Consider the following 22046-nt stretch of genomic DNA (forward strand, 5'->3'; position numbering starts at 1 on the left):
GATAGCATCCGGCGCATGGAGCCCCAGCTGCTGCACGGCGTCACCGGGCACGTCGCCACGGTCGTCATCCGCAATCCCGCGAAGCGCAACGCCATGACGGCCACGATGTGGGGTTCCCTGCCGCCGCTGCTGGAAACGCTGGCGGCCGATCCGGACGTACGGGTGCTGGTGCTCACCGGTGAGGGCGGGACGTTCTGCGCCGGTGCCGACATCTCCACGCTCCGCGGGTCGCCGCTCGAGGCGCAGCGGCTGGCCGTGGCGGCGGAGGAGGCGCTCGCCGCCTTCCCCAAGCCGACCCTGGCGGCGGTCCGCGGACACTGCGTGGGCGGCGGGGCACAGCTCGCGGCCGCCTGTGACCTGCGGTTCGCCGAGGAGGGGGCGCTGTTCGGGGTGACCCCGGCGAAGCTCGGCATCGTCTACCCGGCCTCCGCGACCCGGCGGCTGGTCTCCCTGGTCGGCCCGGCCACCGCCAAGTACCTGCTGTTCTCGGGCGAGTTGATCGACGCCGGGCGGGCGCTGCGCACCGGCCTGGTGGACGAGGTGCTGCCCGAGGACGAACTGGACGGGCGGGTCGCGGAGTTCACCCGGATCCTGGCGTCCCGGTCGCGGTTGACGCAGGCGGCGGCGAAGGAGTTCGCGGACGGCCGCACCGACCGGGACGCGTACTGGGGTGAGCGGGCCGCGGAGAGCTGCGACGCCGCGGAGGGCGTCGCCGCGTTCCTGGAGCGCCGGGCCCCGCGCTTCACCTGGAGCGTGCCCACGTCAGGGTGAAGCGGCTCTCCGACTCGACGTGGCGGCCCGGCGTCACACCGGTCTCGGTGCGGAAGGCGCGGGCGAAGTGGCGCCGGGCACGAGCGGCGTGCGCGGCTCCGGCGCGTCCGTCGGCGCCCCGTCCGGTACGACGGTCGGCCCGCTGGTCGTACGTACGGGAGCGCTGTCCAGCGAGGCGCTGCTCAGCCGGTACGTCCCCGGGGTGTGCTGCTCGGCACCCGCGAAGACCTCCACGGGGCCGGTGACATCGAGGCTCCGCACGCCGTCGAGGAGGACGACGGGAACGGTTCGCCGCCCCGTGCCGTCGGTTCTTGGCGGCGCCCGCCCTGGCCGCGACGACGGGTTCCCCGCCTTTCCCGCCATGCCCGGACCGGGACGGCGTGCATGGTGAAGCGTTGACGAGGTACACGCAGTCGGACCCGGCCGACGGAGCCGGGAGACGGAAGGAGAGACACGTGCTGCGTGCCATCGCGGATGTCCTGCGCCAGATCGGCGGAGCCATCGCCACCGTAGTGACCCTGCCGTTCCGGGCGCTCGCCCGGCTGTTCGGCGGGGCCTCGTCCACCGCCCGGGGCCGCCGCGCCTGACGCCGCCCGCGCGGTCCCCGGGCGAATCGCCGCCCTGATCCACGATTGTCGGCGCCACCTGCCACAATTGCCGCGCAACCTCAGTGGAGAAGGCGGTACGGGAACGTGACGACACCCCTCGCAGGGTCCATCGAAGGCAGGATCGCCGAAGAGCTCGGCGTACGGGAGCGGCAGGTCAGGGCTGCCGTCGAACTGCTCGACGGCGGTTCGACGGTGCCCTTCATCGCCCGCTACCGCAAGGAAGCGACCGAGATGCTCGACGACGCGCAGCTGCGCACGCTCGAGGAGCGGCTGCGCTATCTGCGGGAGCTGGAGGAGCGCCGGACGGCGATCCTGGAGTCGGTGCGCGAGCAGGGCAAGCTGACGGACGAGCTCGAGGCGCGGATCCGGGGCGCGGAGACCAAGGCGCGGCTGGAGGACATCTACCTGCCGTACAAGCCCAAGCGGCGCACCAAGGCGCAGATGGCGCGTGAGGCGGGGCTCGAGCCGCTGGCGGAGGGGCTGCTCGCCGATCCGGGCGTCGAGCCCCTCGCCGCGGCCGCCGCGTTCGTGGACGCCGACAAGGGCGTCGCCGATCCGCAGACCGCCCTGGACGGTGCGCGGGCCATCCTCACCGAGCGGTTCTCCGAGGACGCCGACCTGATCGGTGAGCTGCGCGAGCGCATGTGGGTGCGCGGGCGGCTGGCCGCGAAGGTGCGCGACGGCAAGGAGGAGGCGGGGGCGAAGTTCTCCGACTACTTCGACTTCGCCGAGCCGTTCACCGAGCTGCCCTCACACCGGGTCCTGGCGATGCTGCGCGGCGAGAAGGAGGAGGTCCTCGACCTCGTCCTGGAGCCGGAGGAGCCGGTGGACGGCCCGTCGTCGTACGAGGGGATCATCGCCGGCCGGTTCGGGATCTCCCAGCAGGGGCGCCCGGCCGACAAGTGGCTGGGCGACACGGTCCGCTGGGCCTGGCGCACGCGCATCCTGGTGCACCTCGGCATCGACCTGAGGCTGCGGCTGCGGACGGCGGCCGAGGACGAGGCGGTGCGGGTCTTCGCGGCCAACCTGCGCGACCTGCTGCTCGCCGCCCCGGCCGGTACGCGTGCGACGCTGGGCCTCGACCCCGGTTTCCGTACGGGTGTGAAGGTCGCCGTGGTGGACGCGACCGGCAAGGTCGTCGCCACGGACGTCATCCATCCGCACGTCCCGGCCAACCGGTGGGACGAGGCGATCGCGAAGCTGGCGCGGCTGGCGAAGGAGCACGCGGTCGAGCTGATCGCGATCGGCAACGGCACGGCGTCCCGTGAGACCGACAAGCTCGCCGGTGAGCTCATCACCCGGCATCCCGAGCTGAAGCTGACCAAGGTGATGGTGTCCGAGGCGGGTGCCTCCGTGTACTCGGCCTCCGCCTTCGCCTCCCAGGAGCTGCCCGACATGGACGTGTCGCTGCGCGGCGCGGTGTCGATCGCGCGCCGGCTCCAGGACCCGCTGGCCGAGCTGGTGAAGATCGACCCGAAGTCGATCGGGGTCGGCCAGTACCAGCACGACCTGTCCGAGGTGAAGCTGTCGCGTTCGCTGGACGCGGTCGTGGAGGACTGTGTGAACGGGGTGGGCGTGGACGTCAACACCGCGTCGGCGCCGCTGCTCGCGCGGGTCTCCGGCATCACCTCCGGGCTCGCCGAGAACATCGTGGCGCACCGGGACTCCAACGGGCCGTTCCGGTCGCGGAGCGAGCTGAAGAAGGTGGCGCGGCTCGGCCCGAAGGCGTACGAGCAGTGCGCGGGCTTCCTGCGGATCCGCGGTGGTGACGATCCGCTGGACGCGTCCAGCGTGCACCCGGAGGCGTATCCGGTGGTGCGGCGGATGGTGAAGTCCTCCGGGGCGGAGGTCGCCGCGCTGATCGGGAACACGGCGGTGCTGCGGTCGTTGCGGGCCGAGGACTTCGTGGACGAGAAGTTCGGTCTGCCGACCGTGGGCGACATCCTGAAGGAGCTGGAGAAGCCGGGGCGGGACCCGCGGCCGGCGTTCAGGACCGCCGTCTTCAAGGAGGGGGTGGAGAAGATCTCCGACCTGGCCTCCGGGATGGTGCTGGAGGGCGTCGTGACGAACGTGGCCGCGTTCGGGGCGTTCGTGGACGTCGGTGTGCACCAGGACGGGCTGGTGCACGTGTCGGCCATGTCGAAGACGTTCGTGAAGGATCCCCGGGACGTGGTGAAGCCTGGGGACATCGTCAAGGTGAAGGTGCTTGACGTCGATCTTCCGCGGAAGAGGATCGCGCTGACGCTGCGGCTGGACGACGAGGCCGCGCCTCAGGGGGAGCAACGGGGGCAGCGCGGGGAGCAGCGGCAAGGGGGGCGCCCTCCCAAGCAGCGGCAGCAGCAGGGGCGGTCCGGTTCCGGGGGCGGAGGGAAGGGGCGGTCCGCGGCCGCGCCTGCTCCGGCGAACGGGGCGATGGCCGATGCGTTGCGGCGGGCCGGGTTGGCGTAGGCGCGCCGGTGCTGTGGCTGGGCGGGGGTGGGTTTCGCGGGCCGGCGCTTGCCGGGTGCCTCCCCCACTCTCGACTTCGCTCGAGCGGGAGGTACCCCCACCGCCCACCCTCCCCCACCCTCGGCTGCGCTCGGGCGGGGGACCCCCATCGCCCTGGGGGTACCTCCCAGGCCTTTAAGGCACTGGGGGAGGCACGACTGCCCGCAGTTACGCGGGGGTCTCCGTTACCTTGCCGTCCGTTACCTCCAGGCGTCTGGTCACCCTCACCGCGTCGAGCATGCGGCGGTCGTGGGTGATCAGGAGGAGGGTGCCCTGGTAGGTGTTGAGGGCTGATTCGAGTTGTTCGATGGCCGGCAGGTCCAGGTGGTTGGTCGGCTCGTCGAGGATCAGGAGGTTGACGCCCCTGCCCTGGAGGAGGGCCAGGGCGGCCCTCGTGCGTTCACCCGGGGAGAGGGTGGCCGCCGGGCGCATGACGTGGTCCGCCTTGAGGCCGAACTTGGCCAGCAGCGTGCGGATGTCGGCCGGCTCCAGGTCGGGGACCGCCGGGCGGAACGCGTCGAGCAGGGCTTCGGGGCCGTGGAACAGCGCGCGGGCCTGGTCGACCTCGCCGAGGAGTACGCCCGAGCCCAGGGAGGCGTGTCCGGCGTCGAGCGGGACGCGGCCCAGGAGGGCGCCGAGCAGGGTGGACTTGCCGGCGCCGTTCGCGCCCGTCACCGCCACCCGGTCCGCCCAGTCGATCTGCAGGGACACCGGGCCGAGGGTGAAGTCGCCGCGCCGTACCTCGGCGTCCCGCAGCGTCGCCACCACCGCGCCGGAGCGGGGCGCCGACGCGATCTCCATGCGCAGCTCCCACTCCTTGCGCGGCTCCTCGACCACCTCCAGGCGTTCGATCATGCGCTGCGTCTGACGCGCCTTCGCGGCCTGCTTCTCGCTGGCCTCGCTGCGGAACTTGCGGCCGATCTTGTCGTTGTCGTTGCCCGCCTTGCGGCGCGCGTTCTTCACGCCCTTGTCCATCCAGGCCCGCTGCGTCTGCGCCCGGTCCTGGAGCGCGGCCTTCTTGTCGGCGTACTCCTCGTACTCGTCGCGGGCGTGCCGGCGGGCCACGTCCCGCTCCTCCAGGTAGGCCTCGTAGCCACCGCCGTAGAGGTTGACCTGCCGCTGGGCCAGGTCGAGTTCGAGGACCTTGGTGACCGTGCGGGTGAGGAACTCGCGGTCGTGGCTGACGACGACCGTGCCGGCGCGCAGGCCGGTCACGAAGCGTTCGAGGCGTTCCAGGCCGTCCAGGTCGAGGTCGTTGGTCGGCTCGTCGAGGAGGAAGACGTCGTAGCGGGAGAGGAGGAGGGAGGCGAGCCCGGCGCGGGCCGCCTGGCCGCCGGAGAGCGAGGTCATCGGCTGGTCCAGGCCGACGGCCAGGCCGAGGGAGTCGGCGACCTCCTCGGCGCGCTCGTCGAGGTCGGCGCCGCCCAGGGACAGCCAGCGCTCCAGGCTGGTGGCGTACGCGTCGTCCGCGCCCGGCGCGCCGTCGACCAGGGCCTGGGTCGCCTCGTCCATGGTCCGCTGGGCCTCGGCGACACCGGTGCGGCGGGCCAGGAACGCCCGTACGCTCTCGCCGGGCCGGCGCTCCGGCTCCTGCGGGAGGTGCCCGACGGTCGCGGTGGGCGGGGAGAGGCGCAGCTCGCCCTGTTCCGGTGCGGTGAGGCCGGCGAGCAGGCGCAGCAGCGTGGACTTGCCCGCGCCGTTGGCACCGACCAGACCGATCACGTCGCCGGGCGCGACGACGAGGTCGAGGCCGGTGAACAAGGAGCGGTCGCCGTGCCCGGCGGCGAGGTTCTTGGCGACGAGGGTGGCAGTCATCAGACCGCCGATCCTAACGGCCGGGCGCGGCCGGACGCTCCCCGGTTCTCACCGCCCCACCTCCGTCACGCGTACCGTCCCGCCGGCGCGCGCGACGAGGTACGCCTCGCCCTTCACCGCCCTGCCGTCCAGCGGGACCCGGTGGCGGCCGGGTTCGAGTACGCCGTCGAAGAGGTCCTGGACGTGGGTGCGGGAGAGGCGGTCGATCCGGTACGCGGTGAGCTTGACCCGGCAGGACGAGGTGATCTCCAGCTCCGCCGTGTCGCCGGTGGCGGTGAGTTCCGTCAGGCGGCGCCGGTCGCGCGCGCCGCGTTCCAGGGCCTGTTCGGTCTGGGCGACGAGGAGCGGGACGACGGGGGCGAAGCCGTCGACGCAGGGCACGTCGACACCGGCGTCGGCGAAGGCGCGGCGGACGGCGTCGCGTTCGCCGACGCTCACCGACCGGCCGAAGACCACGGCGCCGTAGCCGCGCAGTTCGTCGGCGGGGACGCCGTCGGCGTCGGGGGCGATGTCGGCGCCGATGCCGATGGTGCGCAGGGCCGCGGCGAGCCGGGCGAGCAGGGCGGCCCGGGCGCCGATCAGCAGGACGCGGCGGCGGGCGCCGGGGGCTTCGCCGTCGAGGAGGGCGGTGAGGGCCGTACGGTACTCGGTGCCGCGGAAGCGGAACGGGCCTATGCCGTGGTAGCCGTTGAGGTCCAGGTCTGCGTGCTCGTCGGTCTGCCAGGCGAAGTCGCGCCAGACGACGTCCTCGCCGTCTTGTTCGATGACCGCGGTCACCGCGCCGCAGGCGAGGTCCTCGCACTCGGGGCAGCCGTAGACGACGTACCGGCCGGCGGGCAGTGGTGCCTCGGTCTCCAGCAGCAGGCTGTGGATCTGGGCGGTGAAGAGGGAGGGCGGGACGTCGGAGGCGAGCGGGGAGACGGCGTCCAGGTCGGAGAGGCGGAAGAGCAGCGGGCGGCCGTCGACGACGAAGTCGACGAAGTCCCGGTGAACCTGGTAGTCACCGCCTTCGAGGAGTCCACCGGCTCTCGTCGCCGGTGCCAGGCCGAAGGTCGCGTACTCGGCAGACATGTGGTGAGTATTCCCATCCGGGGGTGACCTGAGCGCGGCATGAGTTATTCCGCTTCGTGCCGGTCGCGCGAGGGGGCGGGGATCGGGTCAGTGTTTGCCGATGGGGTCGCCCTCCACGTCCGGGCCGCGGCCCGGGCCCACGCGGAGCTCGAATTCGCCGTCGTACTTCTTGTGGCCCTGGATGACCGCGAGTTCCACCGCTTCCGAGCCCATCTCGCCCCGCACGATGAGCGGGTCGCGGCGCAGGTCGCGCATGAGGGCCACGCACATGAAGATCATCACGATGACGAACGGGGCCGCCGCGAGGATCGTGAGGTTCTGCAGGCCGGTCAGCGCGTCGCCCTGGCCGCTGCCGACCAGCAGCATGATCGCCGCCACCGCGCCGGTGACCACGCCCCAGAACACCACCACCCAGCGGCTGGGTTCGAGCGCGCCCTTCTGCGAGAGGGTGCCCATCACGATGGAGGCCGCGTCGGCTCCCGAGACGAAGAAGATGCCGACGAGGATCATCACCAGCAGGCTGGTGACGGTGGCGACGGGGTACTCCTGGAGCACGGCGAAGAGCCGGCCCTCGGGGGTGGTCTCGTCGCCGAGCCGGTTCTGTTCCTGGAGCCTCATCGCCGAACCGCCGAAGATCGCGAACCAGACCAGGCTGACCGTGCTGGGCACCAGGATGACTCCGCCGATGAACTGGCGGATGGTCCGGCCCCGGCTGATGCGGGCGATGAACATGCCGACGAAGGGCGTCCAGGAGATCCACCAGGCCCAGTAGAAGACGGTCCAGCTGCCCAGCCAGTCGGCGACGCCCTCTCCCCCGCTGATCTCGGTGCGGCCGGCCAGCTCGGGCAGGTCGCCGAGGTAGGCGAAGACCGAGGTCGGCAGCAGGTCCAGGACGAGGATGGTCGGGCCCGCGACGAACACGAACACGGCGAGGATCAGCGCCAGCACCATGTTGGTGTTGGACAGCCACTGGATGCCCTTCTCCACACCGGAGACCGCGGAGGCCACGAACGCCACGGTCAGCACCGCGATGATGCCGACCAGCAGTCCGGTGCTGACCTTGCCCATCCAGTCGAGCTTCTCCACACCGGAGCCGATCTGCAGCGCGCCGAGGCCGAGCGAGGCCGCGGAGCCGAAGACCGTCGCGATGATGGCGAGCACGTCGATGACCCGGCCGCCGACGCCGTTCGCGTGCCGCTCCCCGATGAGCGGGGTGAACACGGCGCTGATGGTCTGCCGGCGGCGCCTGCGGAAGGTGCTGTAGGCGATGGCGAGGCCGACGACCGCGTAGATCGCCCACGGGTGGAGCGTCCAGTGGAAGAGGGTGGTCGCCATGGCCGTCTCCATGCGGTCACCCGAGTCGGCCGGGCTGGTGCCCGGCGGGGGTGTCGTGTAGTGCGCGAGCGGTTCGCTCACTCCCCAGAACATCAGGCCGATGCCCATGCCGGCGCTGAACATCATGGCGATCCACGACACCGTGCGGAACTCCGGTTCCTCGCCCTCGGCGCCGAGGTGGATCCGGCCGTAGCGGCTGGCCGCCAGCCAGAGGGCGAAGACGACGAAGCCGGAGGCGGCCAGCATGAACGCCCAGCCACCGTTGTGCATCAGCCCGCCGAGCAGGGTGGTGGAGGCGTCCTCGAGCGAGTCCGTCCCGATGGCGCCCCACAGCACGAACGCGAGGGTGAGCACGGCCGTGACGCCGAACACCACCCGGTCGGTCCGCGGACGGTCCCGGCCCGGCAGGCCCGCTTCGGATCCCGGCAGCGGGCCCGCCGTGTCGTCCTTGTCGCTGTGCTGGTTCTGCGTCACAGGCGGCACCTTTCCTCAGAGCCGTTGGGCGGAGAACGCTCCTCCCGCTACGCCCCTACCACCTTTGGCGCAAAACTCACCTCCTCAGCGTGATGTGCCTGCCTCCCCGGGGACGCGGTGGGCGGTGCCGTCCGGTCGGTCCACGCCGTCCAGGACGGCGTCCGGGGCCGTGGCGGGCGAGCCCGCCGTGGCGCGGGCGAAGGCGGCCGTCCCGCCGACGAACGGCACCCGCGCGGAGGTACGGGCCAGGTCGAGGGTGAGCGTCGGGGTGTCGGCCGGGGGATCGATCAGGCCCCGGTCGGTGCCGGCGACGATCAGTGCCAGGCGGTGGCCCTCGGGGACGACGTGGTCGGTGGCCGCCAGGTCGAGGGTGAGGGTGTACCGCTTGCCGGGGGTGAGCGGCTCGCCCTCGCCGTCGCCTGCGTGGTGGCCGAGGTCGGCCCAGCCACGGCTGACGATCGTGTGCTCGACGTCGGTGGTCGTGGCGCGGGTCTCCTGGAAGCAGGAGCTGTCGCCCGCGGTGCTCGCGCCCCAGCAGGTGCGTTCGGGGAGGGTGGTGACGCCTTCCCCGTCGGCGGCGTAGTCGCGGACGGTGTCGGGGCCGAGGTCCACGAGTACGGCGGAGAGGTGGGCCGTGGGTGTGCTGGGGGTGGCGGTGACGGTGACCCGGGAGGCGCCGGACAGGCGCAGGTCGCGGGTGAGCGGGCCGGTGACGAAGCCGGCCTTGTCCGGGGTCGGGGTGTCGACGCGGGCGGCCCAGTCGGTCTCGCTCAGCCGCGGGTCGTCGGTGAAGGCCTCGGTCCCCCTGCCCTTGCGCAGGCCGAGGGTGCCGACGCCGGCCTCGGTGCCCTGTGCGGGGCGCAGGGTCGTGGTGTGCGTGCCGCGCGGCGGCCAGCTCTTCGAGGTCACCCACTGGTCGGGGTGGCGTTCGATGTCGGCCATGGGCTCGCGGTCGATGCCGTTGTCGTAGCCGAGGAGTTCGTGGTCGAACCAGCGGTGCAGGGTGTCGACCCACTCGGCGCGGCGGAAGTCGAAGGGGTCGACGTGGCCGGTCCGGGAGAGCCAGATCTTGCGTTCGACGCCGTTCTTCGCGAGGGCGTCCCACCAGGGGCCGACGTGCCGCATCCGTACGTTGAGGTCCTGCATGCCGTGCACCAGGAAGACGCTGGCCTTCACCTTCTTCGCGGCGCGCGTGTAGTCGCGTTCGGTCCACAGGGGGGTCAGGTCGCCGGTGCGCGGGGCGCCCTCGACGAGTTCACGCTGGACGGCGTCGCACCGGTCGCGGGCCTCGGGGCTCTCGACGTACTGGGACAGCCAGTCGGGGCCGGAGTCGTAGAGCGGGGCGCCCTGGGTGAAGTAGTAGTCGTACCAGGAGGAGATCGCGGCGATCGGGACGATGGTCTCCAGGCCCTCGACGCCGGTGGCGGCGACGCCGTTGGCGATGGTGCCGTCCCAGCTCTTGCCGATCATGCCGGTGCGGCCGTCGGTCCAGTCGGCCCTGGCCCGTTCGGTGCCGGTGCGGCTGGTGTAGGCCTTGCCGCGGCCGTTCAGCCAGTCGACGACGGCCTTCGCGGACTGGATGTCGGAGCGGCCCCCGACGTCCACACAGCCGTCGGACCGGTTGGTTCCGGCCAGGTCGACGCCGACGACGGCGTAGCCACGCGGCACGAAGTAGTTGTCGTAGAACAGCGGCATCCGGACGACGTCGCCGTTCGCGTCGTAGGTCTTCCTCTGGTTCTCGTTGCCGCGCCCGCAGCAGGAGTAGTACGGGCTGGCGTCCATGATGACGGGGACCTTCCGGCCCCGCTGCGCGGGTTCGCGGGGGCGGACGATGTCGACGGCGACCCGGTCGGTGCGGCCGTCCCGGTCCTCGTCGAGTCCGGTGTCCACCCAGACGGCCTCGCGGACGGCGTCGTCGTAGGAGTGGACGGGCAGGCTCTCGCGCGGCGGCGCGGCGTGTGCCGCCACGGGGGTGAGGAGCGTGGCCGTCAGGGCGGCAGTGGCCACCGCCGCGAGCGGTCTCCAGGTCGTGAAGCGCGTGCGTTTCGGCATGCGCGGGACGGTACAGGGGTGAACTCGGGTGCAGAAGAGGGCGGTTGGTGCCTCATGACGTCACCGGCGGCCGAAACCACACCTGGTGGGACGCGCCGGTCCACGGGTGGGAGCGGTGACGGGTCCGCTCAGTCGCCGTGGTCGTACACCGTCACCGGTATCCCGCGCCGTACCAGCCGCTGGGTGATCAGGGGTTCGATGCGGGACCACGTGCCGCCGGCCAGGCCGCAGCCGATGCGGGGCATGTGCACGGAGGCGTCCAGCTCCGTCGCCCTGTCGGCGAGGCGGCCGAGGGCGGTGTCGATCGCCTCGTAGCGGACGGGGACGCCCTTGCTGCCCGTCCTTGTGCCCCTCTGGCCGATCATGTTGGCCACCCAGACGTACCGCTCGACCTGGACCAGCTGGACCGCGCCCAGAGCGAAGTCGTTCGCGGCGCGGTCGCGGTGCCAGGCGCGGTAGGCGACCTCCGGTTCGGGCCAGCGGCGCGACACGGCCAGGACGAAGCCCTTCCCCCACCCGCCGATGTCGTTGCAGACGTGGGCGATGACCTTGACGCCCTTCACCGACGGAACGGTGGCGTCACCCCGGACGTACGTGATCTCCGACATGACGCCACCGTAGGCGTTGCCACTGACAGTGGCTCCGGCCTGCTACTTCGCCGGCCGCGAGAGCTCCTGGCCGGTGTTCCGCGCCACCCGGCGGCGGACGCCGTACCAGCCGCCGACCAGCATCGCGGCGATCACCGGGACGAGCAGCAGGGTCTTGCGGCCGACCTCCGGGTCGTTCCACATCAGGCCGAGGACGGAGACCAGGAAGGCGATGGTGGCGATCTCGGTGACCGGGCTGCCGGGGAGCCGGAAGGACGGGCGGGTGAGGAGCCCGGCACGGGCGCGGCGGACGAAGACCAGGTGGCAGATCATGATGATCACCCAGGTGCTGACGATGCCGAGGGAGGCGACGTTCAGCACGATCTCGAAGGCCTGGGCCGGCATGAGGAAGTTCAGGCCGACGCCGAGGACGCACACGCCGCAGGTCAGCAGGATGCCGCCGTAGGGCACCTGGCTGCGGTTCATGCGGGCGGTGAACTTCGGGGCGGAGCCCGCCATGGCCATGGAGCGCAGGATGCGGCCGGTGGAGTACAGGCCGGAGTTCAGGGACGACATCGCGGCCGTGAGGACGACGAGGTTCATCACGTCGCCGGCGGCCGGGACGCCGATCTTCGACAGGACCGTGACGAAGGGGCTCTCGTCGGCCGAGTACACCGAGCCGGGGAGCAGGAGGGCGAGCAGGACGACGGAGCCGACGTAGAAGAGGCCGACGCGCCACATGATGGAGTTCACCGCGCGGGGGACGACCTTCTCCGGTTCGGCGGTCTCGCCCGCGGCGACGCCGACCAGTTCCAGCGCCGCGTACGCGAAGATCACGCCCTGCATGACGAGGACGACGGGCAGCACGCCGTGCGGAAGGATGCCGCCGTTGTCGGTGATCATGCTCAGGCCGGGGGTGCCGCCGCCCACCTCGCGCTGAGTGGCGAGCAGGAAGACGCCGATGAGCATGAAGGCGACGAGGGTGGCGACCTTGACGATCGCGAACCAGAACTCCATCTCGCCGAAGATCTTCACCGAGATCAGGTTCACCGCGAGGACCACGGCGAGGGCGATCAGCGCGAGCACCCACTGCGGGATGTCGGTGAACGCGCTCCAGTAGTGCGTGTAGAGGGCGATCGCGGTGATGTCGGCGATGCCGGTGGTCGACCAGTTGAGGAAGTACATCCAGCCGGCGACGTACGCGCCCTTCTCGCCGAGGAACTCGCGCGCGTACGACACGAAGGACCCTGACGACGGCCGGTACAGGACCAGCTCGCCCAGGGCGCGGACGACGAAGAAGGCGAAGACGCCGCAGACCAGGTAGGCGATCGCGAGCGCCGGGCCCGCGTCGTGCAGGCGTCCTCCGGCGCCCAGGAAGAGTCCGGTGCCGATCGCGCCGCCGATGGCGATCATGTTGACGTGGCGGGCCTTGAGGTCCTTGCTGTAACCGGCGTCGCCCGCGTCCGCGGGCGTCGGGGCCGCGGCGGTGCGCTCTGCGGCCGTTGCCGTGGTGACGGCGTCCTTGCTCACGAAGTGGTTCCACTCTCTGGTGCGCTCGGGCGGGTCGCGCCCGGGTGTCCGGATTGCCTCGGCCGGCGCGCTCGGATCAAGGCACAGACCGAGGGGGCACCTTTCCCGAAGTGCGGTGTCTCACGCGATGGCGCACGTCACACCGCGGGACATCTCACACGCCCGCGCGGGGTGACGGCCGAGGTGTCACAGCGGTGGTGGGACAGCGATACTGCTGCGCATGACGACCGAGACCGAGCAGCCGCTCACGATCGACGAACTGGCGGCGCGGGCCGGTGTCACCGTGCGCACGGTCCGCTTCTACGGCACCAAGGGGCTGCTGCCGCCGCCGGTGATCGGCCCCCGGCGGGTCGGTCACTACGGGCGGGAGCACCTGGCCCGGCTGGAACTCATCGAGGAGTTGCAGCACCTGGGCATGACGCTGGCGGCGATCGAGCGGTACCTGGGGCAGTTGCCGCCGGATCTGAGCGCCCGGGACCTGGCGGTCCAGCGGGCGGTGGTGGCCTCCTGGGCGCCCGAGGCGGTGGAGACGGTGCCGCGCGGGGAGCTGGAGCGCCGGGCGGGGCGGGCGCTGGACGAGGAGGACCTCCGGCGGCTGACGGCGATGGGCGTCGTCGAGCGGGACCGCGAGGTGCTGCGGGTCGACCCCGGGCTGCTGCGGCTCGGGGTGGAGCTGCTGGACGTGCCGCTGTCCCACGAGACGGTCCTCGCCGCGCGCACCGCGCTCACCGAGCACTCCCGCGCGGCCGCCCGCGAGCTGTCGCGGCTGCTGCGCGACGCGGTCGCGGAGCGGGACGCGCGGGACGTGCGGTCCCTGTCCGCCCGGATGCACCCGCTGGTGGTGCAGGCGCTGCTGACCACGTTCCAGCGGTCGCTGCGGGAGGAGCTGCGGGAGTGGCTCGACGAGGAGGAGTGACGGGACGGGCCCGTCACCCCTCGCGGCGGGTCAGCGGGCGTCCGTGAAGACCTCTCCCCGCTCCGCCTTCGCCACCAGCAGCGCCGGCGGGGTGAAGCGCTCGCCGTAGCGCTCGGCGAGCTCGCGCGCGCGGGCCGTGAATCCGGGCAGGCCGCCCTCGTAGCCGTTGATGTACTGGAGGACGCCGCCGGTCCAGCCGGGGAAGCCGATGCCGAGGATCGAGCCGATGTTGGCGTCGGCGACAGACGTGAGCACGCCCTCCTCGAGGAGCCGGACGGTGTCCAGCGCCTCGGCGAACAGCATCCGTTCCTGCATGTCGCGGAACGGGATCCGATGTCCGGCCTTCGTGAAGTGCTCGCGCAGTCCGGGCCACAGGCCGCCGCGCCTGCCGTCCTCGCCGTACTCGTAGAAGCCGGCGCCGCCGCTGCGGCCGGGGCGCTCGAACTCGTCGACCATGCGGTCGATGACGGCCTCGGCGGGGTGCGCGGTCCAGGTGCCGCCGGCCTCCTCGACGGCCCGCTTCGTCTCTTTGCGGATCTTGCGCGGGAGGGTGAGGGTCAGCTCGTCCACCAGGGAGAGCACCTTGGCCGGGTAGCCCGCCTGGGCGGCGGCCTGTTCGACCGACGCGGGCTCGATGCCCTCGCCGACCATGGCGACGCCCTCGTTGATGAAGTGGCCGATGACGCGCGAGGTGAAGAAGCCGCGCGAGTCGTTGACGACGATCGGGGTCTTGTTGATCCGGCGGACCAGGTCGAAGGCGCGGGCCAGCGCCTCGTCGCCGGTGCGCTCCCCCTTGATGATCTCGACCAGCGGCATCTTGTCGACGGGTGAGAAGAAGTGCAGCCCGATGAAGTCGGCCTGGCGCTCGACGCCCTCGGCGAGGGCGGTGATGGGCAGGGTGGAGGTGTTGGAGCACAGCAGCGCGTCGGGGGCGACGACGTCCTGGATCTCCTGGAACACCTTGTGCTTGAGGGCGGTGTCCTCGAAGACGGCCTCGATGACCGCGTCGCAGCCGGCGAGGTCGGCGGCCTCGGCGGTGGGCGTGATCCGCGCGAGCAGCGCGTCGGCCTTCTCCCGGCTGGTACGGCCCTTGGCGACGGCCTTGGCGCACAGCTTCTCGGAGTAGCCCTTGCCCTTGACGGCGGCCTCCAGGGAGACGTCCTTCAGGACGACCTCGATGCCCGCGCGGGCGCACGAGTAGGCGATGCCGGCGCCCATCATCCCGGCGCCGAGGACGGCCACCTTGGTCACCTCGCGCGGTTCGACGCCCTTCGGCCGGCTGGCGCCGGAGTTGACCGCCTGGAGGTCGAAGAAGAACGCCTGGATCATGTTCTTCGAGGTCTGTCCGGCGGCCAGCTCGACGAAGTAGCGGGCCTCGATGACCTGGGCGGTCTCGAAGTCGACCTGGGAGCCCTCGACGGCGGCGGCCATGATGTTGCGCGGGGCCGGGTAGGGGGCGCCGCCCGTCTGCTTGCGCAGGTTGGCCGGGAAGGCGGGGAGATTGGCGGCGAACTTCGGGTGGGCGGGGGTACCGCCGGGGATGCGGTGACCCGGCTTGTCCCAGGGCTGGGCGGACTCGGGGTGGGCGTCGATGAAGGCGCGGGCCTTGGCGAGCATGTCCTCGCGCGTGTCGGCGATCTCGTCGACCAGGCCGTTCTCCAGGGCGCGGCGCGGGCTGTACTGGGTGCCCTGGAGGAGCACCTTCAGCAGCGCGTCGGTGATGCCGAGCATGCGCACGGTGCGGACGACACCGCCGCCGCCGGGGAGCAGGCCGAGGGTGACCTCGGGGCAGCCGATCTTGGAGCCGGGGGCGTCGAGGGCGATCCGGTGGTGGCAGGCGAGGGCGAGTTCGTAGCCGCCGCCGAGGGCGGCGCCGTTGATCGCCGCGACGACGGGCTTGCCGAGGGTCTCGATGCGGCGCAGGTGCCGCTTGAGGGCCATGCCGCCGTCGAAGAGGTCCTGCGCCGTCTCGGGGGTGACCCGGATGAGGTCGCGCAGGTCGCCGCCGGCGAAGAAGGTCTTCTTGGCGGAGGTGACGATGACGCCGCGGAGGGAGTCCTTCTCGGCCTCCAGACGGTCGGCGATCACGGCGAGGGAGTCGCGGAACGCCTGGTTCATGGTGTTCGCGGACTGGTTCGGGTCGTCGATGACGAGGGTGACGACGCCGGTGCGGTCCTGTTCCCAGCGGATGGTGGTGCTCTCGGTCATGAGGGTGTCTCCGTGAGTGAGGTGGCGGGTCGCTGGGGTTCAGAGGCGTTCGACGACGGTGGCGATGCCCATGCCGCCGCCCACGCACAGGGTGGCGAGGCCGTAGCGCTTGTCCTGGCGCTCGAGTTCGTCGACGAGGGTGCCGAGGATCATCGCGCCGGTGGCGCCGAGGGGGTGGCCCAGGGCGATGGCGCCGCCGTTGACGTTGACCTTGTCCAGCGACAGGCCCATGTCCCGTACGAAGCGCAGGACGACCGCGGCGAACGCCTCGTTGATCTCGACGAGGTCGATGTCGTCGATGGTCAGGCCGGCCTTGGCGAGGGCCTTGCGGGTGGCGGGGGCGGGGCCGGTGAGCATGATGGTGGGCTCGGAGCCGGAGACGGCGGCGGAGACGATCCGGGCGCGCGGGGTGAGTCCGTGGCGGTCGCCTACCTCCTTGGAGCCGATGGCGACGAGGGCGGCTCCGTCGACGATGCCGGAGGAGTTGCCCGCGTGGTGGACGTGGTCGATCTTCTCCACCCAGTGGTACTTCTGCAGGGCGACGGCGTCGAAGCCGCCCAGTTCGCCGATGTCGGCGAAGGACGGCTTCAGCTTGGCCAGCGAGTCGGCGGTGGTGCCGGGGCGCAGGTGTTCGTCGTGGTCGAGGACGGTGAGGCCGCTGCGGTCCTTCACCGGGACGACGGACCGCTCGAAGCGGTTCTCCTTCCAGGCGGTGGCCGCGCGTTCCTGCGACAGGGCGGCGTACTCGTCGACGTCCCGCCGGGAGAAGCCCTCGATGGTGGCGATCAGGTCGGCGCCGATGCCCTGCGGGACGAAGCCGGTGGCGAGGTTGGTCATCGGGTCGTTGAACCAGGCGCCGCCGTCCGAGGCCATGGGGACGCGGGACATGGACTCGACGCCGCCCGCGAGGATCAGGTCCTCCCAGCCGGAGCGGACCTTGGCGGCGGCCAGGTTGACGGCCTCCAGGCCCGAGGCGCAGAAGCGGTTCTCCTGCACGCCCGCCACCGTGTCGGGCAGTCCGGCCGCGATGGCGGCGATGCGGGCGATGTCGGAGCCCTGGTCGCCGACCGGGCCGACGACGCCGAGCACGATGTCGTCGACGGCCGCCGGGTCGAGGCCGGGGAAGCGGTCGCGGAGCTCGTGGATGAGGCCGACGACCAGGTCGACGGGCTTGGTCCCGTGCAGGGCGCCGTTCGCCTTGCCGCGCCCGCGCGGGGTGCGGATCGCGTCGTACACGTACGCTTCGGTGCTCACGAGGGGGCCTTTCGCTGGGGGTTCGAGGGCTTGGAGGAGTGCGAGGGGGCCGGGGCCGTCAGTCCGGGTACGTCCCAGTCGCGGGCCACGTCGTCGGTGTCGGCGCCCGGCCGGGCGGGGCCGGTGCGAACGGTGGTGGGGGTCGCGGAGAACCGCGGGGCCGGTGCGGGCTGGGTGATGCCCGCGTGGTCGGTGAAGGTGGAGCGGGCGGCGAGGTGCGGGTGGTGCGGGGCCTCGCGCAGCGACAGCACCGGCGCCACGCACGCGTCGGAGCCGTCGAAACGGGCCGTCCACTCGTCGCGGGTGCGGGTCCTGAAGCGGGCGGTGACCCGTGCGCGCAGCTCCGGCCAGCGGGTGACGTCGGTGTGCGCCCCGGCCTGGTCGTCCAGGCCGAGCAGGCTCAGGAACTCGGCGTAGAACCGGGGTTCCAGCGCGCCCACCGCCATGTGCCCGCCGTCGGCGGTCTCGTAGGTGCCGTAGTAGGGGCAGCCGCCGTCGAGGAGGTTGGCGCCGCGCCGGTCCTGCCAGGCGCCGGCGGCGAGCATGCCGTGGATCATCGTGGAGAGGTGGGCGGCGCCGTCCACGATGGCGGCGTCGACGACCTGGCCGGTGCCGGTCGCGCGCGCGTGGTGCAGCGCGGCGAGGACGCCGACGACGAGGTAGAGGGAGCCGCCCGCGTAGTCACCGAGCAGGTTGGCCGGGACGGCCGGGGGTCCGTCCGGGGCGCCGATCATGCCGAGGGTGCCGGTGAGGGCGATGTAGGCGATGTCGTGGCCCGCGCGGTCGGCGAGGGGCCCTTGCTGGCCCCATCCGGTCATCCGGCCGTAGACCAGGCGGGGGTTGCGGGCGTGGCAGTCCCCGGGGCCGACGCCGAGCCGTTCGGCGACTCCGGGGCGGTAGCCCTCGATGAGGACGTCGGCGCGTCCGGCCAGGTCGAGGACGCGCGCGGGGCCGTCGGGGGCCTTCAGGTCGACGATCACGGAACGCTTGTTGCGGTTGGTCACGTCGAGGGCGGGGTCGATCCCGAGCGCAGTCCCCCCGGGGCGGTCCACGCGTACGACGTCGGCGCCCAGGTCGGCGAGGAGCATGGCGGCGAACGGGCCGGGCCCGATCCCGGCCAGCTCGACCACGCGCACGCCGTCGAGCGGACCGCGTCCCAACGTCCTCGCCTCCGTCATCGAGCCTCCATCGGCTGTGACACTACTGGTGTAACACCTGCGATGTTAGGAACGTGTCCCGCCCGGCACAAGACCGGGCGAGCAAGCGCTTGGCCACTGTACGGCGCGGTGCCCGTCTCCCGCGCCGGTCCACGCGCTGTCGCGCCTTTTCCCGCTTCTTCGGGGCGTTCGGGGCACGGCCGCCGGTCTCCTCACGGGCTCGCCGTCGGGCCCCGCACCCCTCACGCTAGCCTCGGCCACCGACAGCGGCGCGGCTGCACGACCAAGGGGTGTCATGAGCAGGCTGAACAGGACGGACCGTCCGTACGACATCGTTCTCTTCGGAGCGACCGGCTTCGTCGGAACGCTGACCGCGGAGTACCTCGCCGGCCGTGCTCCCGCCGGGCTGCGCTGGGCGATCGCCGGCCGCGGCACGGAGAAGCTGGAGCGGCTGCGGGAGCGGCTGCCCGGCGGGGCGGGGATCGGGCTGCTGCGGGCGGACGTGTCCGACCCGGCCTCGCTGCGCGCCCTCGCCGGACAGGCGCGCGTGGTCGTCACCACCGTCGGCCCCTACGTGGAGTACGGCGAGGGACTCGTCGCCGCCTGCGCGGACGCCGGGACGGACTACGTCGACCTCACGGGTGAGCCGGAGTTCGTGGACCTGGTGTACGTCCGGCACGACGCCCGCGCGCGGGAGACCGGGGCACGGCTGGTGCACGCCTGCGGCTTCGACTCGGTGCCGCACGACCTGGGCGCGTACTTCACCGTGCGGCAGCTCCCGGAGGGGGTGCCGCTGACCGTGGACGGCTTCGTGACCGTCGACGCGGCCTTCTCGGGCGGGACCCTCGCCTCGGCGCTGAACCAGTTCGCCCGCCACCGCGGGCTCCGCGCGGCGGCCCTGGACCGCCGGCGCCACGAGCCGCGGCTGATGGGCCGCCGGGTGTCCGCTTCGGCCGGCGCGCCGCGCTACGCGCCGGAGGCCGGCGCCTGGGCCCTGCCCCTGCCGACCCTCGACGCGCAGATCGTGCGCCGTTCGGCCAGGTCGCTCGACCGGTACGGCCCCGACTTCCGCTACCGGCACCACGCGGCCGTGCGGCGGCTCCCGGTGGCGGTGGGCGGGGTGGCGGCCGTGGGCGCGCTGGTGGCGGCGGCCCAGTTCCCGCCGCTGCGGCGCCGGCTCTCCGACCGGCTCGGGCCCGGTGAGGGGCCGGGCCCCGAAAAGCGCGCCCGGAGCTGGTTCTCCGTCCGCTTCGTCGGCGCGGGCGGCGGACGCCGGGTGTACACGGAGGTCGCGGGCGGCGACCCCGGTTACGACGAGACGGCGAAGATGCTGGCCGAGGGGGCGCTCTGCCTGGCCTTCGACGACCTCCCGCCGACGGCCGGCCAGGTCACGACGGCGGTGGCGATGGGCGACGCGCTGATCGGCCGCCTCCGCGCGGCGGGCATCCGCTTCCGCGTCGCCGCGACACGCTGAGGAGCCGGAGGCCGGCTACAGCGGCCACTGGACCAACGTGTAGATCATTCCGGCGATCCAGCCCAGCCCGGCGAGTACGGCGAGGGCGAGCCCGACGGTGACGGCCCGCTCGGCGGGCCGTCCGTCGGCGGCAACGGGCTTGGGTGCGCGGTGCGTCGTCATGCGTGCCAGCCTGCCGGGGCGGTCGGGCACCGGCATCCGTACAGGTACTCAGGAGCGGTACTCAGAACGACGGGCGGACGCCGCGCGGGTGAACCGCCCGTTTGAGACTTCCGCGCCCCGCACCCCGCAAAACATGAGGATGTCGCGGCCCGCCACGGGCCCGACTTTCACAGCGCGGTTCAATGAAACACTCGAAGGCATGCGATTTCTCCTCGAAGTGGCCATGGACGACGACGCGCTGACGAAGGACCCGGCGGGCGAGCTGGGACGGATCCTGCGGTACTGGGGCGGGAACCTGCGGCACTACGCGATGGAGCCCGGGGACGGGGCGGTGGTCTACGACTCGGAGTACCGCGAGGTGGGGCGGTGGAAGGTCGAGGACGTGTCCTGAACGGAAGCGGCCCCGGCGAGGGCCCGGCGGCACAGGGCGTCGGCTCTGCGGGTGGTTTCCGGCAGGCGGTAGGCGGGGGCCAGGGCGAGGGTGTGGGCGCAGGCGTTGTCCAGGCTCACGCGGTGGCCGACCGAGACGAAGACCGGCTTGACGGCGTCCCTGGTGCGCAGGGCGCGGCCGACCTCCTCGTGGCCGGCCAGCAGCGGTGAGGTGCTGCCGCGCGGGGTGTCCGGTTCGTCGTGGGTGAAGGTGAAGGGGTTCTTGGCGACGCCGATCGTCGGCAGGCCGGTGAGGACGCCGAGGTGGCTGGCGAGGCCGAAGCGGCGGGGGTGGGCGAGGCCGTAGCCGTCGCAGACCACGAGGCCGGGCGGGCACGGCAGGGCGTCGAGGGCGGCCAGCACGGTGGGGATCTCGCGGAAGGCGAGCAGGCCGGGGACGTACGGGAAGGAGATCCGGCCGACGGCCGTGGACTCGGCGACGACGTCGAGGGTGGCGGCGTCCAGGACGACGGCCGCGGCGGCGACGACGTCCCGCTCGTCGTCGTACGCCACGTCGACCCCGGTGACGTGGCCCGTCCCGGGCGGCGGGCCCGGTTCGTCGAGCACCACCCGCGCGCGCAGGGCGTCCTGGACCGCGCGGGCCTCTTCCTCGGTCACGGGCCAGTCGGCCGGTGTGCGTACGGTCGTCATGGTGGCCCTGAGCCTACGCGGCGGGTGCGCTCCGCGCGGAGGGCGCTCCCCCTCCGCGCGGAGGCGGCTCACTTGCCGAGCGCCCGCTGGAGCTGACTCTTGTTCATGCTCGAACGGCCTTCCACGCCCTTCTTCCTGGCCTCCTCGTACAGCTGGTCGCGGGTGGGCCCCTGGGAGCCCTTGCCGGACCGCTGGCCGCCCCGCCTGCCGGACGACATGTCCTGCGTGGAGGTGCGGCTGGCCGTCTTCGACTCGCCGGACCGGGCGCGCTCCTTGTTCACCGTCCGGGCGGCGATCTCCTCGGCGCGCCCGGTGCTCTCGCCCCGGTCCTCGGCGCTCTCCTTGATGTGCTCGTACTGCCGTTCCCGTTTGGGGCTGGAACCGCGTGGCATGTCCGCTCACTTCCTCTCGGGTACGGCACACGGGTACCCACGCCGGCGGCGATCAGGGCACGTCGCACGCATCGGTGCTCCAGTCGGCGAGGGCGTCCCGGAGGCCGTCCGGGAGAGCCCTGTCACTCGGGTGCATGAAGGCGGTGACAGAGGTCACTCGCTTCTCGTGTGCACGGATTGGCCGATTCCGTCGTCTCATCCAGTAGCCGACCCGATCCGCCCCGGAAGCCTGTCCAGCCGTCACGAGGGAGCAAGGCGTTGTCCACCGTCATCGAGCAGACCGTCGAGGCCCGTCTCGTCGCCGCCGCGCCGCGGATGCCGAGCATTCCCGCCACCCTGCACTACGACCGCGACGACCCGTTCGCCGTCCACATGACCTTCCCCGCGCCCGCCACCCTGGAGGGCGTCGAGGTCTGCTGGACCTTCGCCCGCGATCTGCTCGCCGCGGGGATGCAAGAGCCCGAGGGCGACGGCGACGTACGGGTGCGGCCGTACGGCTACGACCGCACCGTGCTGGAGTTCCACGCCCCCGAGGGGACCGCCGTCGTGCACGTCCGCTCGGGTGAGCTGCGCCGGTTCCTGGAGGCCACCGGCGAGCTGGTGCCGACCGGTCTGGAGCACCTCCGGCTCGACCTGGACCACGATCTCGCGGAGCTGATGCGCGACGCGTGAG

Annotated in this window: 19 protein-coding genes and 1 pseudogene; 7 read left to right on the plus strand and 13 right to left on the minus strand. The window is 72.5% G+C overall.

The features are described from left to right. Positions 1 to 15: 15 nt before the first annotated feature. Positions 16 to 771: an enoyl-CoA hydratase/isomerase family protein gene (locus ACH5AO_RS06430; protein ID WP_398922389.1), complete on the plus strand. Its 756-nt coding sequence runs from the start codon at positions 16 to 18 to the stop codon at positions 769 to 771. A 42-nt stretch (positions 772 to 813) separates the two neighbouring features. Here the strand turns inward: ACH5AO_RS06430 and ACH5AO_RS06435 are convergent. After that, a pseudogene (locus tag ACH5AO_RS06435) lies at positions 814 to 1134 on the minus strand (GlxA family transcriptional regulator); the annotation flags it as partial. Between the two features lie 92 nt (positions 1135 to 1226). On the opposite strand from ACH5AO_RS06435, the gene ACH5AO_RS06440 reads away from it, so the two are divergent. Further along, positions 1227 to 1358 carry an LPFR motif small protein gene (locus ACH5AO_RS06440; RefSeq protein ID WP_267883264.1) on the plus strand — a complete coding sequence of 44 codons (132 nt, stop codon included), beginning with the start codon at positions 1227 to 1229 and terminating at the stop codon, positions 1356 to 1358. A gap of 105 nt (positions 1359 to 1463) precedes the next feature. Further along, on the plus strand, positions 1464 to 3827 hold the full coding sequence (locus tag ACH5AO_RS06445; protein ID WP_398922392.1) for a Tex family protein: 2364 nt from the start codon (positions 1464 to 1466) through the stop codon (positions 3825 to 3827). A gap of 207 nt (positions 3828 to 4034) precedes the next feature. Here the strand turns inward: ACH5AO_RS06445 and ACH5AO_RS06450 are convergent, their stop codons facing one another. From ACH5AO_RS06450 to ACH5AO_RS06475, 6 genes are all read right to left on the minus strand, one after another. Beyond that, positions 4035 to 5681, minus strand: a complete 1647-nt coding sequence (locus ACH5AO_RS06450) for an ABC-F family ATP-binding cassette domain-containing protein (protein WP_398922393.1) — start codon at positions 5679 to 5681, stop codon at positions 4035 to 4037. A gap of 48 nt (positions 5682 to 5729) precedes the next feature. Beyond that, a complete protein-coding gene (locus tag ACH5AO_RS06455) occupies positions 5730 to 6752 on the minus strand; it encodes an oxidoreductase (RefSeq protein WP_398922395.1) in 1023 nt (340 codons plus the stop codon). A gap of 87 nt (positions 6753 to 6839) precedes the next feature. Next, positions 6840 to 8561, minus strand: coding sequence for a BCCT family transporter (locus ACH5AO_RS06460; RefSeq protein WP_398922397.1), 1722 nt, complete (start codon positions 8559 to 8561; stop codon positions 6840 to 6842). An 84-nt stretch (positions 8562 to 8645) separates the two neighbouring features. Further along, a complete protein-coding gene (locus ACH5AO_RS06465) occupies positions 8646 to 10613 on the minus strand; it encodes a Xaa-Pro dipeptidyl-peptidase (RefSeq protein WP_398922399.1) in 1968 nt (655 codons plus the stop codon). A 128-nt stretch (positions 10614 to 10741) separates the two neighbouring features. Continuing rightward, entirely contained in the window at positions 10742 to 11221 is a 480-nt protein-coding gene (locus ACH5AO_RS06470) for a macro domain-containing protein (RefSeq protein WP_398922401.1), read from the minus strand. A 42-nt stretch (positions 11222 to 11263) separates the two neighbouring features. Then, on the minus strand, positions 11264 to 12730 hold the full coding sequence (locus ACH5AO_RS06475) for an amino acid permease (RefSeq protein ID WP_398922403.1): 1467 nt from the start codon (positions 12728 to 12730) through the stop codon (positions 11264 to 11266). A gap of 220 nt (positions 12731 to 12950) precedes the next feature. Here ACH5AO_RS06475 and ACH5AO_RS06480 point away from each other — a divergent pair, with 220 nt between their 5' ends. Further along, positions 12951 to 13646, plus strand: coding sequence for a MerR family transcriptional regulator (locus ACH5AO_RS06480; protein ID WP_398922405.1), 696 nt, complete (start codon positions 12951 to 12953; stop codon positions 13644 to 13646). 30 nt (positions 13647 to 13676) lie between these two features. On the opposite strand, the gene ACH5AO_RS06485 is transcribed toward ACH5AO_RS06480, so the two are convergent. Genes ACH5AO_RS06485 through ACH5AO_RS06495 form a run of 3 tightly spaced genes read right to left on the minus strand, consistent with a single transcriptional unit; the run spans position 13677 to position 18286 of the window. Beyond that, complete coding sequence (locus ACH5AO_RS06485; RefSeq protein WP_398922407.1) at positions 13677 to 15854, minus strand: 3-hydroxyacyl-CoA dehydrogenase NAD-binding domain-containing protein; 2178 nt, start codon at positions 15852 to 15854, stop codon at positions 13677 to 13679. 39 nt (positions 15855 to 15893) lie between these two features. Continuing rightward, positions 15894 to 17108, minus strand: coding sequence for an acetyl-CoA C-acetyltransferase (locus tag ACH5AO_RS06490; protein WP_398922408.1), 1215 nt, complete (start codon positions 17106 to 17108; stop codon positions 15894 to 15896). Next, positions 17105 to 18286, minus strand: coding sequence for a CaiB/BaiF CoA transferase family protein (locus ACH5AO_RS06495; RefSeq protein ID WP_398922410.1), 1182 nt, complete (start codon positions 18284 to 18286; stop codon positions 17105 to 17107). The genes ACH5AO_RS06490 and ACH5AO_RS06495 overlap by 4 nt, the downstream gene beginning before the upstream one ends. A gap of 274 nt (positions 18287 to 18560) precedes the next feature. Here ACH5AO_RS06495 and ACH5AO_RS06500 point away from each other — a divergent pair, with 274 nt between their 5' ends. Further along, a complete protein-coding gene (locus ACH5AO_RS06500; protein WP_398922412.1) occupies positions 18561 to 19739 on the plus strand; it encodes a saccharopine dehydrogenase family protein in 1179 nt (392 codons plus the stop codon). A 15-nt stretch (positions 19740 to 19754) separates the two neighbouring features. Here ACH5AO_RS06500 and mmpA read toward each other — a convergent pair whose 3' ends face one another. Continuing rightward, positions 19755 to 19901, minus strand: a complete 147-nt coding sequence (mmpA, locus tag ACH5AO_RS06505; protein WP_398922414.1) for a morphogenic membrane protein MmpA — start codon at positions 19899 to 19901, stop codon at positions 19755 to 19757. Positions 19902 to 20100: 199 nt separating this feature from the next. Here mmpA and ACH5AO_RS06510 point away from each other — a divergent pair, with 199 nt between their 5' ends. Beyond that, positions 20101 to 20292 carry a hypothetical protein gene (locus ACH5AO_RS06510; protein WP_398922416.1) on the plus strand — a complete coding sequence of 64 codons (192 nt, stop codon included), beginning with the start codon at positions 20101 to 20103 and terminating at the stop codon, positions 20290 to 20292. On the opposite strand, the gene ACH5AO_RS06515 is transcribed toward ACH5AO_RS06510, so the two are convergent. Further along, on the minus strand, positions 20238 to 20981 hold the full coding sequence (locus ACH5AO_RS06515) for an endonuclease V (protein WP_398922418.1): 744 nt from the start codon (positions 20979 to 20981) through the stop codon (positions 20238 to 20240). The two genes, ACH5AO_RS06510 and ACH5AO_RS06515, sit on opposite strands and share 55 nt — an antisense overlap. A gap of 68 nt (positions 20982 to 21049) precedes the next feature. Further along, positions 21050 to 21373: a plasmid stabilization protein gene (locus ACH5AO_RS06520; protein WP_398922420.1), complete on the minus strand. Its 324-nt coding sequence runs from the start codon at positions 21371 to 21373 to the stop codon at positions 21050 to 21052. Positions 21374 to 21631: 258 nt separating this feature from the next. Between ACH5AO_RS06520 and ACH5AO_RS06525 the strand changes: the two genes are divergently transcribed. Further along, the gene (locus ACH5AO_RS06525; RefSeq protein ID WP_085575809.1) at positions 21632 to 22045 is read left to right on the plus strand and encodes an SsgA family sporulation/cell division regulator; all 414 of its coding nucleotides are present in this window, start codon (positions 21632 to 21634) and stop codon (positions 22043 to 22045) included. Position 22046: the final 1 nt, after the last annotated feature.

Origin of the sequence: Streptomyces sp. NPDC018964, from assembly GCF_044390325.1 — a bacterium.
Classification (GTDB): domain Bacteria; phylum Actinomycetota; class Actinomycetes; order Streptomycetales; family Streptomycetaceae; genus Streptomyces.